General features: G+C 63.6%; 14 protein-coding genes and 3 tRNA genes. 2 read left to right on the forward strand and 15 right to left on the reverse strand.

Features of this window, described 5'->3' with window-relative positions; all coding sequences use genetic code 11:
• Nucleotides 1-28: 28 nt before the first annotated feature.
• The 12 genes from rplJ to J2X50_RS11645 form a co-directional block, all read right to left on the reverse strand.
• On the reverse strand, nt 29-547 hold the full coding sequence (gene rplJ / locus J2X50_RS11590; protein ID WP_429094937.1) for a 50S ribosomal protein L10: 519 nt from the start codon (nt 545-547) through the stop codon (nt 29-31).
• Between the two features lie 389 nt (nt 548-936).
• Nucleotides 937-1,635 carry a 50S ribosomal protein L1 gene (gene rplA, locus J2X50_RS11595; RefSeq protein ID WP_347966243.1) on the reverse strand — a complete coding sequence of 233 codons (699 nt, stop codon included), beginning with the start codon at nt 1,633-1,635 and terminating at the stop codon, nt 937-939.
• Between the two features lie 4 nt (nt 1,636-1,639).
• Complete coding sequence (gene rplK / locus J2X50_RS11600; RefSeq protein ID WP_340041852.1) at nt 1,640-2,068, reverse strand: 50S ribosomal protein L11; 429 nt, start codon at nt 2,066-2,068, stop codon at nt 1,640-1,642.
• A 155-nt stretch (nt 2,069-2,223) separates the two neighbouring features.
• A complete protein-coding gene (gene nusG, locus J2X50_RS11605) occupies nt 2,224-2,751 on the reverse strand; it encodes a transcription termination/antitermination protein NusG (RefSeq protein WP_340041855.1) in 528 nt (175 codons plus the stop codon).
• Nucleotides 2,752-2,777: 26 nt separating this feature from the next.
• Complete coding sequence (gene secE / locus J2X50_RS11610) at nt 2,778-2,975, reverse strand: preprotein translocase subunit SecE (protein ID WP_429094940.1); 198 nt, start codon at nt 2,973-2,975, stop codon at nt 2,778-2,780.
• A gap of 305 nt (nt 2,976-3,280) precedes the next feature.
• A tRNA-Trp gene (locus J2X50_RS11615) sits at nt 3,281-3,356 on the reverse strand.
• 181 nt (nt 3,357-3,537) lie between these two features.
• A complete protein-coding gene (locus J2X50_RS11620; RefSeq protein ID WP_429094942.1) occupies nt 3,538-4,041 on the reverse strand; it encodes a metal-dependent hydrolase in 504 nt (167 codons plus the stop codon).
• 100 nt (nt 4,042-4,141) lie between these two features.
• Nucleotides 4,142-5,758: a hypothetical protein gene (locus J2X50_RS11625; RefSeq protein ID WP_429094944.1), complete on the reverse strand. Its 1,617-nt coding sequence runs from the start codon at nt 5,756-5,758 to the stop codon at nt 4,142-4,144.
• 164 nt (nt 5,759-5,922) lie between these two features.
• Complete coding sequence (locus tag J2X50_RS11630; RefSeq protein WP_429094946.1) at nt 5,923-6,465, reverse strand: group II truncated hemoglobin; 543 nt, start codon at nt 6,463-6,465, stop codon at nt 5,923-5,925.
• 111 nt (nt 6,466-6,576) lie between these two features.
• A complete protein-coding gene (tuf, locus tag J2X50_RS11635) occupies nt 6,577-7,752 on the reverse strand; it encodes an elongation factor Tu (RefSeq protein WP_429094922.1) in 1,176 nt (391 codons plus the stop codon).
• Nucleotides 7,753-7,949: 197 nt separating this feature from the next.
• Nucleotides 7,950-8,023: transfer RNA gene (locus J2X50_RS11640), tRNA-Gly, on the reverse strand.
• Nucleotides 8,024-8,051: 28 nt separating this feature from the next.
• Nucleotides 8,052-8,136 (reverse strand) — tRNA-Tyr (locus J2X50_RS11645).
• Nucleotides 8,137-8,335: 199 nt separating this feature from the next.
• Here J2X50_RS11645 and rlmB point away from each other — a divergent pair.
• Nucleotides 8,336-9,184 carry a 23S rRNA (guanosine(2251)-2'-O)-methyltransferase RlmB gene (gene rlmB / locus J2X50_RS11650; RefSeq protein WP_429094947.1) on the forward strand — a complete coding sequence of 283 codons (849 nt, stop codon included), beginning with the start codon at nt 8,336-8,338 and terminating at the stop codon, nt 9,182-9,184.
• A 126-nt stretch (nt 9,185-9,310) separates the two neighbouring features.
• Nucleotides 9,311-10,183, forward strand: a complete 873-nt coding sequence (locus tag J2X50_RS11655) for a F510_1955 family glycosylhydrolase (protein WP_429094949.1) — start codon at nt 9,311-9,313, stop codon at nt 10,181-10,183.
• 113 nt (nt 10,184-10,296) lie between these two features.
• On the opposite strand, the gene J2X50_RS11660 is transcribed toward J2X50_RS11655, so the two are convergent.
• The 3 genes from J2X50_RS11660 to gcl are packed head-to-tail and all read right to left on the reverse strand — an operon-like array spanning nt 10,297 to nt 13,831.
• Complete coding sequence (locus tag J2X50_RS11660) at nt 10,297-11,214, reverse strand: 2-hydroxy-3-oxopropionate reductase (protein ID WP_429094951.1); 918 nt, start codon at nt 11,212-11,214, stop codon at nt 10,297-10,299.
• Between the two features lie 22 nt (nt 11,215-11,236).
• Complete coding sequence (gene hyi, locus J2X50_RS11665) at nt 11,237-12,034, reverse strand: hydroxypyruvate isomerase (protein ID WP_429094952.1); 798 nt, start codon at nt 12,032-12,034, stop codon at nt 11,237-11,239.
• Between the two features lie 15 nt (nt 12,035-12,049).
• Nucleotides 12,050-13,831 (reverse strand): glyoxylate carboligase, encoded by a 1,782-nt coding sequence (gcl, locus tag J2X50_RS11670; protein WP_429094954.1) that lies wholly within the window; start codon nt 13,829-13,831, stop codon nt 12,050-12,052.
• Nucleotides 13,832-13,839: the final 8 nt, after the last annotated feature.

The following is a 13,839-nucleotide window of genomic DNA, read 5'->3' on the forward strand; positions in this document are numbered from 1 at the left end:
CGTGTGTTGATGACAGCGAGGAACGGCCTCATGCCGCCTCGTCCTTCCGGGCGTAAGCGCCAAAGACGCGGGCAAGCTGACCTGCCGGCGCGTTGACGACCTGGGCGATCCGGGTAGCCGGCGTGGAAATCATTCCAACCAGCTTTGCGCGCAGCTCGTCGAGCGACGGCAGTGTGGCGAGTGCCTTAACACCGTCGGCGTCGAGCGCGGTCGAGCCCATAGCGCCGCCGAGGATGACAAGCTTGTCATTACCCTTGGCGAACTCGGACGCGATCTTGGGCGCAGTGACCGGATCATCCGAATAGGCAACCAGCGTCTGTCCCTTGAACAGATCGATGATGCCTTCGGAACCCGTGCCCTGAAGAGCGATTTTGGCGAGACGGTTCTTCGCGACTTTGACGGTGCCGCCGGCCTGACGCATCTTCCCACGAAGATCGTTCATCTGCGCGACGGTGATACCGGCATAGTGGGCCACGACGACTGAGCCGGCGCCCTTGAAGGCGTCGTTCAGGCCCGTGACGAGCTCGCGTTTTTCCGCTCTATCCACTGCCTATCTCCAGTTTGACCCCTGTTCCATTCCCGGACACAGGGATCGGGTTGCCTTTTGCCGGGCGGGCAATCCAGAAATTCCAGATCACCCGAACGGCGCTCGAGGATCCTGCCCCCTTTCGCCACACCAGACGGGCTTGCGGCCCGGCGCGATGCGCAGACAAAAGGCAAACACGGTTCGAACCTTTCATTGGAGCCGACGGCTCCTTTGTCTGGTCTTCACCCGTCTCATGCAGGCCCACTCGAATTAAGGACCAAGGGTCGCCTGGACCGCCTGCAATCTCGGACAGGATTTCGGAAGCTGTCTCCAACTTCCGATATCCGGGCCCGGAGGCCCGGAATTCTTTTCTGGATCAAGTCTTTGGAGACCGATCCAAATTCAACCTATCAGGACGCGGCGAGCGTCGTGAGGTCGAGCTTGAGGCCCGGGCCCATCGTCGAGGTGACGGACACCTTCTTGACGAACACGCCCTTGGCGCCCGAAGGCTTGGCCTTGTTGACCGCGTCGGTGAAGGCGCGGACGTTCTCTTCCAGAGCCTTGACGTCGAACGAGACCTTGCCGACGCCGGCGTGGATGATACCGGCCTTCTCGACGCGGAACTCGACGGCGCCGCCCTTCGAAGCCTTGACGGCGGCCGCAACGTCGGTGGTCACGGTGCCCACCTTCGGGTTCGGCATCATGCCGCGCGGGCCGAGGACCTTACCGAGACGGCCGACCAGCGGCATCATGTCCGGGGTGGCGATGCAGCGATCGAAGTTGATCTCGCCCTTCTGGACGATCTCGACCAGGTCCTCCGCACCGACGATGTCGGCGCCGGCTGCGCGGGCTTCGTCAGCCTTGGCATCCTTGGCGAACACGGCGACGCGGACGGTACGGCCCGTGCCGTTCGGCAGGTTGACCACGCCGCGGACCATCTGGTCGGCATGGCGCGGGTCGACGCCGAGATTCATGGCGACTTCGACGGTCTCGTCGAACTTGACGGTCGAACGGGCCTTCAGCAGCTCAAGTGCTTCGGACAGGCCGTAAGCCTTGTTCGGGTCGATGCCCTCGCGGGACTTGGCAACACGCTTTGCAATCTTAGCCATGATCTCAGCCCACCACTTCCAGGCCCATCGAACGGGCGGAGCCCTCGACCATCTTGATGGCCGCTTCGACGTCGTTGGCGTTCAGGTCCTTCATCTTGGCCTGAGCGATTTCGCGCACCTTGTCGCGGCTGATCTGGCCAGCCTTGACCTTGCCCGGCTCCTTCGAGCCCGACTTCAGGTTGGCGGCCTTCTTCAGGAAGTAGCTCACCGGCGGCGTCTTCATGACGAAGGTGAACGACTTGTCCTGGTAATAGGTGATCACGACCGGGATCGGCGATCCCTTCTCGAGTTCCTGGGTCTGCGCGTTGAACGCCTTGCAGAATTCCATGATGTTGATGCCGCGCTGACCAAGTGCCGGGCCGATCGGGGGCGACGGCGTCGCCGAACCCGCGGAAACCTGGAGCTTGAGCTGGCCTGCTATCTTCTTAGCCATCTCTTACCTGCCTTTGTTGTGCCGATATGTTTTCGGCGGTTGCAGTTCGGTGGTGCGATGTTGGCGACCGGCTAAGCCGCTTCCTCTCCCACCATGCTTGCGCCAGGCATGTGCCCGGCGCCGCCCGCCGCCTCACGAGGCGACGGACAGTTCGGTCAGCCCTTTTCGACCTGACCGAATTCCAGATCGACGGGCACCGCGCGCCCGAAGATCGAAACTTCCACCTTGAGGCGGGCCCGCTCCTCGTCCACTTCCTGGACGAAGCCGTTGAACGACGCGAACGGACCGTCGGAAACGCGCACCTGCTCGCCGATCTCGAACGTGACCGAGGGCTTCGGGCGCTCGACGCCCTCCTGGACCTGATTGAGGATCCGCTGCGCCTCGCTCTCGGTGATCGGCACCGGCTTGGAATCACCAAGGAAACCAGTGACCTTCGGCGTATTCTTCACGAGCGAGAACACCGCGTCGGTCAGGTTGGCCTTGAGCAGCACGTAGCCCGGGAAGAACTTGCGCTCGGCATCGACCTTGCGGCCGCGACGGACCTCGACGACCTTTTCGGTCGGCACCACGATCTGTTCGATCTGGTCGCTGAGGCCCTTCTGCTTGGCCTTGTGCTCGATGTCCTCGGCCACCTTCTTTTCGAAGTTCGAGTAAGCGTGGACGATATACCAGCGCGCAGTCATCTCAGAAGTTCTCCGTATTCGCGGTCTTAGCGACCCATGCCCAGGATCTGCTCGACGGCAAACGCCATCAGCTGGTCCGCGGCAAAGAAGAAGATCATCGCTACGGCGGCGAAGCCGAGCACCATGACCGTGGAGATCATCGTCTCGCGCCGCGAGGGCCAAGTAACCTTCGCCGTTTCCGACCTCACCTGCTGCAGGAAGGTGAAGGGGTTGGTTTTCGCCATGAGCCGCTCTGCTTTCAACGTCCGTAAACCGGACTTCTGGATGATCCCGTGACCGGGAGATGTAACAGGACCGAGATTTTCACACCGAATCGGCGCAAACATTCCGCCCATGCATTTCGGACGCGTAAAGCCGGATTCCCAGCCCCACGCGCCGCGTGTCTGTTTCGCCTACATAGAGCCGATTCTCGATCCACGCAAGTGGCAGGAACCATCTCTACGATTGAACGCTGCATCGGGACCATCCAGTCGTCCCGTCCCAGCTATAGAAAGTCTCCTATGCCTGAACCAGCGAATTCTGGCAAGACTGGCACGGGCAGCAGGGCTCGAACCTACGACCTGCGGTTTTGGAGACCGCCGCTCTACCAACTGAGCTATGCCCGTGCATTGCGCCACGCATCAATTGCGCAGCACCGGCTTCCTAAGGATTTCCACGGCGTCTGTAAAGAGCGCTTTGCGGCATGTTGTGAACATTCACAGGGCGAGGCTGCGCGGTGGCAGCGTCGCCGGCCCTGCCCCTGCCCGCTCATGTGCCTTGTGTGCCTGCACAAATTTCAATGACAAATCAAATGCCGCGTCCGAGAGGCTTGCGCCGTCTGAAATTTCTCGCAGCAATCGCTGCCGCCATAGCGCAGATGCCGATCTCCAGCGCAAAGGTCCAATGCAGGACGAAACTGAGGATCCAGTGTGGATAGGCGGCCGGGACGGGTACGAGTTCCACCGCCCTCTCGTCGAACGGCATCAGCCAATGCATCGGCGCCGTCACGGAATCGAGAATCATGTGGGACAGAACGGCAAGGAAGAAGACTGTTGCCGCAGCCTTCCAGCGTGGAACCGCCAGCGCAGTCAGCGGCACGACGACCCCGGCGATCATCGCCCAGAACAGCGGCCAGTGTGTCGGATAGGTACGATGGTGGACACCGCCGCCATCGACGAGCCAGAAGACGATGTCGAAGTCGGGCGCCACGCTGCCCACCAGCGCCGATAGCATTGCGCCGCGCGCCTGCGGCACTTTGTTTCGGAAGAACGATCCGATGATGTAGCCCGCCGGCAGATGCGCGATCAGCATGGCGTGCCTCCTCCTGCCCTGCACCCTGCAATTCGATTGCGGCGTGACGACGCCTGAAATTCGACGCGCTTCGGGCATGGACGGCGATGGAGCCTGAAAGTCAGGTCGGCGGGGTGTAGCACAAGTTGGGCGCCGGCTGACCTTTGCATTCCCGGCCCTCGACGACGGCCTCGACCCCGAGTGTCGCGGTGAGAAGATTCATCCTGAACAGTCGCCACTGTCCGCGCTCGTCCAGAAGCTCCCATGGCCCTTCCGAGAGGAACCTCGGATTGACACCCATCTCCTTGAAGTGAGTTTCGATCTGCTCAGCCGTCGGAACCCCCTTCCAGCCGATGGCAGAAAATTGCCCTGCAAGGCGCTGAATGCCACTTGCAAGGAGGATCGTGCACTCCGCCGTGCAGACGGCGCTGCGCGAACTCGCCCCACCCCGGTAGCGGGCGTTTCCGGCGGGCTTGCTCGCGCAGCCTCGTCCATCCGATCCGCAATCGACAACATCCGTCCGACCGACAACGACGACCAAACCGCTCTTGCGTATCGCTCGACCGAGCCGGAGCGCGGCATCCAAATTGCCGCCAGTTGAAGAGACCACCAGCGGCAACTTCCGTCCGCCGAGGCTCTTCAATGTCTCGTCGAGCAGCGCGGGAGTCTTGTCGTCGACCCTACCTTCCGCTGATATCCATTCTGGGCAACGGGCATCGCATCCGGATTTGTCGGCTTGAACGACGATGAAACGCATTGGCTCGGACGTCTGGCCAGTTGCTGGTCGCGGCAAATATGAAACAGCCTCGGCGGCACCGCCTCTGCCCGAAATATCTACGCAGTTGCCCGCCAGCGGGAGCGCATCGCACAGGCCCCCGCGTGCGAGCTCGCCGACGGAAGCATCGCCGGTGACCAGGTTCATGCCAAGCATTTCCGACTGATCAAGCTTTCGCACGTCGGCGGCCGGTGTCCCCTGGGCTGTTGCCAGATAAGACCGGGCAATTCCCATCTCCTTGAGATAGGCCTGCACCTTTCTCTCCGTCGCCTTGGGAAGCTTTGTCGACTGGTAGCTGCCAAGGGTCTTGCGACCAACGATCTTCTTCTCCGTCACACGCTTCTTGCCGCGGACGATCTTGTACTTCTCACGATAGAATATTCGCTCCCTCGTGTACGTGGTCGTAATTTGATGAACGCCAACATAAGCCCAGCCGCTGGCGAAGCGCCGGACCCCGCCCGCGAGAACCAACGGGCAAGCCGAATTGCAATACACATTGTTTGCGATGATGACGCCGAAATAGACCCCAGCCTGTTTCTGCTTTGCAAAGCAATCCCGTTCGCCGGCGGGACAGCCGGTGAGATATGCGGTGCCGACACCGGTATCCAGATTTCGCTCACGGATCATGCGGCCCATAGCAAGAGCTGCGTCGATGTCGCCACCGGGCGAACTGAGCACCACCGGCAGCTTCAACTTTCCAACCTTCTTCAGAAAGCGCTTGAATACCGCCGGCGTACCGGGCTCGATCGCCCCGCTCGCCCATATCCATTGCGGGCAGATAGGCTCGCAACCGGAATTGTTGCTTCGCACGATGGCAAATTGCATCGGCTGATCGATGTCGCCGATCACCGGCTCAGCCTTCTTTGCGGCAGCCGCCATCCCAGTCATGAATTGCACAAGAAGAAGCGTGGCCAGAGCCAGCAGCCGGTGCCGTCCGGTGGACGAGCAAAGTAGCTTTGCCAATTGCATCGCCCCCCAACGATACATGTAAATATAGCCTATATTAGCGACGGCCTGACTTCTGGCAATCTAACCACGCGACTTTTCGACTTGCCTCCCCAAAACAAAAAAGTGCGGGCCGCGCTTGACGCGTGCCGCAGTTCAAATGGCTCGGCCATCGAAGCAGTTCAAATGGCTCGGCCATCGAAGCAGCCGTCGCCGCCTGCCGCGCGCAGCGGCGCGGCTCGCCTGTCAGGCGCCGGCCGGCGGCTCGTAGGGACCTCCCGGCACACCCCAGCCCCATCGCGGCATCGGCTCGTCGAGTTGCGGACTGCACCGGGCTGCGAGTTCAACTTGGCCAGCCGGGTTCCCCATTCGATGTACGCCACGAATGCGGAGCGGAATTCCGGATCGTCCGGCAGCCCCACCTCGTCGGCCGCGTCGAGCAAGAGTGAAATCCAGCGCCGGCGCTGTTCCTCGGTCAGGTGCCTGTCGAGATGATGGCTGATCATGGCAGGATGGCCGCCACGCTTGTCGCTGTAGCTCTTCGGACCGCCGAACACCTCACCGATGAAAGCCGCCACATGCGCCGGGTGCTGCGTGGACATGCCGCGAAAGACCGGCTCGAGCACCGGATCGCTGCGCACTTTGTCGTAAAACACGCCCGTCAGGCGGTTGAGCGCATCGGCCCCACCCGCCCATTCATACAAGCTCGGAACGTCTCTGCTCATCCGCCGCCTCCACCGATGTTCGAACCAATGGGATATGGGGGGCGTCGGTCCTGGGCACAAACAAAAAGGGCGGCCCGAAGGCCGCCCTTGATGCGCTACACGTAGCGTCGATTACTCGACGATCGAGGCGACGATGCCGGCGCCGACGGTGCGGCCGCCTTCACGGATGGCGAAGCGGAGCTTCTCTTCCATGGCGATCGGCACGATCAGTTCGACGTCGACCGTGATGTTGTCGCCCGGCATCACCATCTCGGTGCCTTCCGGCAGCGTCACGATGCCGGTCACGTCCGTGGTGCGGAAGTAGAACTGCGGACGGTAGTTGGTGAAGAACGGCGTGTGACGGCCACCCTCTTCCTTGGTCAGGATGTAGGCCTCGGCCTTGAACTTCTTGTGCGGCTTGACGGTGCCCGGCTTGGCCAGGACCTGGCCGCGCTCGACGCCCTCGCGATCGACGCCGCGCAGCAGCGCGCCGATGTTGTCGCCGGCCTGGCCCTGGTCGAGCAGCTTGCGGAACATCTCGACGCCCGTGCAGGTCGTCTTCGCCGTCGGACGGATGCCGACGATCTCGAGTTCCTCGCCGACCTTGACGATGCCGCGCTCGACGCGGCCGGTCACCACCGTGCCGCGGCCCGAGATCGAGAACACGTCCTCGATCGGCATCAGGAACGGCTTGTCGATCGGACGCTCAGGCGTCGGGATGTAGGCGTCGACGGCGGCCATCAGCTCGCGCACCGCGTCTTCGCCGATCTTCTTGTCCGAATCGTTGAGCGCGGCGACGGCCGAACCCTTGATCATCGGAATGTCGTCGCCGGGGAACTCGTACTTCGACAGCAGCTCGCGAACCTCGAGCTCGACCAGCTCCAGAAGCTCGGCGTCGTCGACCAGGTCGACCTTGTTGAGGAACACCACCAGGGCCGGAACGCCGACCTGACGGGCGAGCAGGATGTGCTCGCGGGTCTGCGGCATCGGGCCGTCGGCGGCCGAAACCACCAGGATCGCGCCGTCCATCTGGGCGGCACCGGTGATCATGTTCTTGACGTAGTCGGCGTGGCCGGGGCAGTCGACGTGCGCATAGTGGCGGGCCGCCGTCTCGTATTCGACGTGCGCCGTCGAGATCGTGATGCCGCGCGCCTTCTCTTCAGGGGCCGCGTCGATCTGGTCGTAGGCCTTGAACTCGCCGAAATACTTCGTGATCGCCGCCGTCAGCGACGTCTTGCCATGGTCGACGTGACCAATCGTGCCAATGTTCACATGAGGCTTCGTACGCTCGAATTTACCTTTTGCCATTGTCTCTTTCCTTGGGCATCGGGACCTTGGTTCCGGTCGGATGCGGGGCGATTAGCGAGAATGCCCGAAAAAGACAAGCGCCTTTTGGCCCGGCGGGTCATCCAGGGGCCAAAAGCGGCGGTGCTCTTTCAGTGCAGGATGCACATATAGGGACAAGCGGATGTAATTGAAAGGCATCCCGCGCCAGGGCGGAGGCCTGGAGCGGGTAGCGGGAATCGAACCCGCGTATTCAGCTTGGAAGGCTGCTGCTCTACCATTGAGCTATACCCGCGTCACAATCATGGCTCTCGGGCCGGCAGTGGTGGAGAGGGTTGGATTCGAACCAACGTAGGCAAAGCCAACGGATTTACAGTCCGTCCCCTTTAACCACTCGGGCACCTCTCCAACTGCAGCCGGAGCCATGCAACGAGGCATTTCACCGATCCCGGTTTCGGGCGAAGCACCCTGCCCCGAAATCTGCGTGGGCCTTATGGCGACAAGGATTTGGCCTGTCAACCGCGCAGCTGGCGTTTTCATGCACAATATTCGGAGCACCGGCCAACGGGCCGTATCCAAAGCCCTGCACGCCCGCTATAGCGTGCCTATGAACGATACGAAAAAGCCCGGAACACCGAAAGACAGCCACTACGCCAAGCTGCGGCGCACCTTTCGCGACCAGAAAGCAGGCGGCGCGCCGGCCTTCCGGCCGAAGCGCCAGGTACCGCCGGGCGAACATGCCGAGGACGGCCTGGTGCGGCTCTACGGGCTGCACACGGTGCGCGCGGCACTCGACAATCCGCGCCGCAGGATCAGCAGGATGCTGGTCACGCGCAATGCCGCCGAAAGGCTCGAGATCGCCGACCTCGCAGCCCTGCCCTTCGCGACCGAACTCGTCGAGCCCAGGGACATCGACAAGATCACCGGCTCGGAGGCCGTGCACCAGGGCGTGCTGGTCGAGGCCGAGCCGCTGAAGCCCAAGGCCCTGTCGGCACTCGGCGATTCGCCGCTGGTGCTGGTGCTCGACCAGGTGACCGACCCGCACAATGTCGGCGCCATCATGCGCTCGGCGGTCGCCTTCGGCGCCGGCGCGCTGATCACGACGTCGCGCCACAGCCCGCACGAGACCGGCGTGCTCGCCAAGTCCGCGTCCGGCGCGCTCGAACACATCGACCTGATCGAGGTGCGCAACCTCGCCGAGGCCCTCGGCGAATTGCACGAGGCCGGGTTCCAGACCATCGGCCTCGATTCGGAAGGGCCGGCGGAGCTCGAAAAGACCTTTGCCTCGAAGAAGGTGGCGCTGGTGCTCGGCGCGGAAGGCAAGGGCCTGCGCCAGAAGACGCGCGAGACGGTCACCTCCCTCGCCCGCCTCGACATGCCCGGCGCCATCCGCTCCCTCAACGTGTCGAACGCGGCGGCGGTGTCGCTCTACGCGGCGCGGCTCTGGCTTCGCTGACGCTCACGGCCCCGTCCGCAACAATCGCCGCTCCGCGGCGAACCGACACATCGAGGCCTTTCCGCTCGCCTTGACCTTCCGCCCGCTGGAAGCGGTAGTCTCGCGCGCCGTAAAGGAGACTTCTTCATGGCGCATCGCCCCACCATCGTTACCCTTTTTTCCGGCCTCCTGGCCCTGGGCGCAGCCTTTCCGGCCCTGGCCCAGAGCGCCAGCGTCGCCGATCTTGCCGGAAGCACGCATATCCACGGCCTGTCGTTCGACCGCGGCGATCCGTCGAGCGTGCTGGTCGCGACGCACCACGGGCTGATGCGCGCGGCGGCCGACGGCACCGTCACGCCGGTCTCGGACCTCCAGGACGACTTCATGGGCTTCAGCCCGCATCCGACCGATGCCACGGTGCTCTTCGCCAGCGGCCACCCGCGGACCGGCGGCAATCTCGGCTTCATCAAGTCGACGGATTCGGGCAAGACGTGGACGCAGGTATCGCCCGGCGCCGAGGGGCCGGTGGATTTCCACCAGCTCGCCGTCAGCCCGACGGACGCCAATGTCTTCTACGGTTCCTATGGCAACATGCAGACGAGCCGCGACGGCGGCGCGACGTGGACGGTGACCGGAGCCGCACCGGGCGGCCTGATCGATCTCGCCGTCTCGCCCACAGACCCCGAGACGGTCTACGCGGGGACCGAAGCCGGCCTCATGGTCAGCCGCGACGGCGCCAAGAGCTGGCAGGCGCTGATCTCCGACGTTCCGGTGACGACCGTCGACCTGACCAGCGACGGAACGATCTTCGCCTTTGCGCCGGGGCGGGGCGTGCTGCGTGCGACGGAAGCGGCTCCGAATTTCGAAACGATCGGGCAAGGCCCCGACGCCGCGGGCTACATTCTCCACCTCGCCGCCGACCACAAGAACAAGGACCGCCTCGTCGCCGTCACCGGCGGAAAGGCCATCGTCGTCAGCGCCGATGCGGGTGCGAGCTGGAAGGCGCTCGGCAAGGACTGATGCGCCGCAAGCCGGCAATCGCTGAACGGGCTCCTGCGGCGCCGCAGATGCCCGTTCGTCGATAGTGATGAGAAAGCCGCGGCGTTGGGAACTTGCGCCGCGCCCTTCCCTGCCTATGCCGCTTCGCTCTTGGCCGTCTCGGCCGAGCCGCCGACCTCGAAATTGGCCATGCGCTCGAGTGCGCGCACCAGGGCGGAATGATCCTCCTTGGCCCCGCCATTCGCGGCGCAGGAATTGAACAGTTCCTGCGTCATCGACGTATTGGGCAGCGAGACGCCGAGCGCCTTGGCGCCCTGCAGCGCTAGGTTGAGGTCCTTCTGGTGCAGTTCGATGCGGAAGCCGGGCGCGAAGGTGCGCTTGACCATGCGCTCGCCATGCACTTCGAGGATGCGCGAGGCCGCGAGCCCGCCCATCAGGGCCTGGCGCACCTTGGCCGGATCGGCTCCCGCCTTGGAAGCGAAGACCAGCGCCTCGGCCACCGCCTCGATGGTGAGCGCCACGACGATCTGGTTTGCCACCTTGGTGGTCTGGCCGACGCCGTTGGGACCGACGAGCGTGATGTTCTTGCCCATCTTCTCGAACACAGGCTTGGCGCGCTCGAAGGCCTTCTCGGTGCCGCCGACCATGATGGTGAGCGACGCCGCCTTGGCGCCGACCTCGCCGCCGGAGACCGGCGCATCGAGATACTCGCAGCCGAGCTCGTTGATCTTCCTGGCGAACTCCTTGGTCTCGATCGGCGAGATCGAGCTCATGTCGATGACGAGCTTGCCCTTGGAAAGCCCGGACGCGATGCTGTCTTCGCCGAACAGCACGTCCGCCACCTGCGGCGTGTCGGGCACCATGGTGATGACGATGTCCGCAACTTCGGCCAGCGGGCCATGCCCGGTCACCGTCTTCAGGCCCTTGGCGACGAGCGCCTCGGGCAGTGCGCCGCGGTGGTCGCTGGCATAGACGTCATAGCCGGCATCCAAGAGATGCCCCGCCATCGGGGCGCCCATGATGCCGAGGCCGACAAATCCGATCTTTTCCATTTTCTTGTCCTTCCAATCTCGATCAGGCGGCAGCGCTGCCTTTGCGGGCAAAGCCCGAAAACCATCCCAAGCCTTCGACGGTGCCGGCCTTGGGCTTGTACTCGGCGCCGACCCAGCCGGCGTAACCGATGCGGTCGAGGTGCGCGTAGAGGAACGGGTAGTTGATCTCGCCGGTACCCGGCTCGTGGCGGCCGGGATTGTCGGCCAGCTGGATGTGGGCGATGCGGGAAAGATTGGCCTCGATGGTGCGGGCGAGATCTCCCTCCATGACCTGCATGTGGTAGATGTCGTACTGCAGATAGAGATTGTCCGAGCCGACCTTTTCGATGATCGCGAGCGCCTGCTTGGTGTTGGTCAGGAAGAAGCCCGGGATGTCGCGCGTGTTGATCGGCTCGATCAGCAGGCGGATGCCGGCGGCCTTCAGCTTCTCGGCGGCGAAGCGCAGGTTCTCGACGAAGACGTTTTCGAGCGCGTCGCGGTCGACGCCCTGAGGCGCGATGCCGGCGAGGCAGTTCACCTGCGTGCAGCCCAGGGCCTGCGCATAGGTGATCGCCTTGTCGACACCCTGGCGGAACTCGTGGATGCGATCTGGCAGCACGGCGATGCCGCGCTCGCCTGCCGCCCAGTCTCCGGGCGGCAGGTTGAACAGCGCCTGCGTCAGGCCGTTCTTCTTGAGGCGCGCGGCAACGACGTCGGGCGCGTGGTCGTAAGGCGCGATGTACTCGACCGCGGAGAAACCGGCGCTAGCCGCGGCATCGAAGCGGTCGAGGAAGTCGTGCTCTCCGAAGAGCATCGACAGGTTGGCTGAAAACTTGGGCATCCTTCTTCCCTCAAATCAGTCGAGCAGCATGATCGCGGTGGGCGCGTCGGAGTTGGTCTCGGCAAGTTCCTCGAACTCGACGACGTTGTCGATCTCGACGCCCATGGAGATGTTGGTGACCCGCTCGAGGATGAATTCGAGGACGACCGGCACCTGATGCTCCTTGGTAAGGCGCCTGGCCTCGGCGAAGGCATCGGCGAACTCCTCCGGCTTGCGGACGCGGATGGCCTTGCAGCCCATGGCCTCTGCAACCGCGACATGGTCGACACCATAGCCGGTCTCGGCGCCCTCCGGCCGATTGATGTTCTCGAAGGCGAGGCTGACCTCGTAATCCATCGAGAAGCCGCGCTGCGCCTGGCGGATCAGGCCGAGATAGGCGTTGTTCACGACGACGTGGATGTAGGGCAGCTTGTGCTGGGCGCCGACGGCCAGTTCCTCGATCATGAACTGGAAGTCATAGTCGCCCGACAGCGCGACGATATCGCGCTCAGGATCGGCGGCGCGGACGCCGAGCGCTGCCGGCAGTGTCCAGCCGAGCGGGCCGGCCTGGCCGCAGTTGATCCAGTTGCGCGGCTTGTAGACGTGCAGGAACTGCGCGCCGGCGATCTGCGACAGGCCGATGGTGGTGACATAGGTGGTGTCGCGGCCGAAAGCCTTGTTCATTTCCTCGTAGACGCGCTGCGGCTTGAGCGGCACCTGCTCGAAGTGGGTCTTGCGCTTCATGGTCTTCTTGCGGCCCTGGCATTCCTTGGCCCAGGCCGACCAGTCGCGCAGCTTGCCGGCCGTCTTCCACTCGGTGGCGACGTCGAGCAGCATCTTCAAGGCAGCGCCGGCATCCGACGTCACGCCGAGGTCAGGCGCAAAGACGCGGCCGATCTGGGTCGGCTCGATGTCGATGTGGATGAACTTGCGGCCGGCCGTGTATTTGTCGACCGAACCGGTATGGCGGTTGGCCCAGCGGTTGCCGATGCCCAGAACGAAATCCGATGCCAGCATCGTGGCGTTGCCGTAGCGATGCGAGGTTTGCAGCCCGCACATGCCGGCCATCAGGCGATGGTCATCGGGGATCGAGCCCCAGCCCATCAGCGTCGGGATGACCGGAACCCCGGTGATCTCGGCGAATTCGATCAGCAGATCCGACGCATCGGCATTGATGATGCCGCCACCGGCAACGATCAGCGGCTTCTCCGCCTCGTTCAGCATCGACAGCGCCTTTTCGGCCTGGGCGCGCGTCATCGCCGGCTTGTGGACCGCGAGCGGCTCGTAGGCGTCGATATCGAACTCGATCTCGGCCAGCTGAACGTCGACAGGCAGATCGACCAGAACCGGACCCGGACGGCCCGAACGCATCAGATGGAATGCCTTCTGCAGGGCCATCGGAACCAGGTAAGGCTCCATGACGGTAACCGCCCACTTGGTGACGGGCGCTGCAATCGCTGCGATGTCGACGGCCTGGAAATCCTCCTTGTTCAGCCGGGCGCGCGGCGCCTGGCCGGTGATGCAGAGGATTGGGATCGAGTCAGCCGAAGCCGAGTAGAGGCCGGTGATCATGTCGGTACCGGCGGGACCTGACGTTCCGATACACAGGCCGATATTGCCCGCCTTGGTACGCGTATAGCCCTCGGCCATGTGCGACGCGCCCTCGACGTGACGGGCAAGCACATGGCGGATGGAACCGCGCGCCTTGAGCGCGGAATAAAATGGATTGATCGCCGCACCCGGGACACCGAAGGCACAGGAAATGCCTTCCTTCTCCAGAACGAGGACTGCTGCGTCGACTGCGCGCATCCTGGCCATTTTGCACA

The organism is Aminobacter sp. BE322, assembly GCF_050433525.1.
Classification (GTDB): domain Bacteria; phylum Pseudomonadota; class Alphaproteobacteria; order Rhizobiales; family Rhizobiaceae; genus Aminobacter.

Excerpts from the sequence above, each read along its gene's own strand:
- rplA (WP_347966243.1), bottom strand. The coding sequence starts at position 1,635 with ATGGCTAAGATTGCAAAGCGTGTTGCCAAGTCCCGCGAGGGCATCGAC.
- rplK (WP_340041852.1), bottom strand. The coding sequence starts at position 2,068 with ATGGCTAAGAAGATAGCAGGCCAGCTCAAGCTCCAGGTTTCCGCGGGT.
- nusG (WP_340041855.1), bottom strand. The coding sequence starts at position 2,751 with ATGACTGCGCGCTGGTATATCGTCCACGCTTACTCGAACTTCGAAAAG.
- secE (WP_429094940.1), bottom strand. The coding sequence starts at position 2,975 with ATGGCGAAAACCAACCCCTTCACCTTCCTGCAGCAGGTGAGGTCGGAA.
- J2X50_RS11620 (WP_429094942.1), bottom strand. The coding sequence starts at position 4,041 with ATGCTGATCGCGCATCTGCCGGCGGGCTACATCATCGGATCGTTCTTC.
- J2X50_RS11630 (WP_429094946.1), bottom strand. The coding sequence starts at position 6,465 with ATGAGCAGAGACGTTCCGAGCTTGTATGAATGGGCGGGTGGGGCCGAT.
- tuf (WP_429094922.1), bottom strand. The coding sequence starts at position 7,752 with ATGGCAAAAGGTAAATTCGAGCGTACGAAGCCTCATGTGAACATTGGC.
- rlmB (WP_429094947.1), top strand. The coding sequence starts at position 8,336 with ATGAACGATACGAAAAAGCCCGGAACACCGAAAGACAGCCACTACGCC.
- J2X50_RS11655 (WP_429094949.1), top strand. The coding sequence starts at position 9,311 with ATGGCGCATCGCCCCACCATCGTTACCCTTTTTTCCGGCCTCCTGGCC.
- J2X50_RS11660 (WP_429094951.1), bottom strand. The coding sequence starts at position 11,214 with ATGGAAAAGATCGGATTTGTCGGCCTCGGCATCATGGGCGCCCCGATG.
- hyi (WP_429094952.1), bottom strand. The coding sequence starts at position 12,034 with ATGCCCAAGTTTTCAGCCAACCTGTCGATGCTCTTCGGAGAGCACGAC.
- gcl (WP_429094954.1), bottom strand. The coding sequence starts at position 13,831 with ATGGCCAGGATGCGCGCAGTCGACGCAGCAGTCCTCGTTCTGGAGAAG.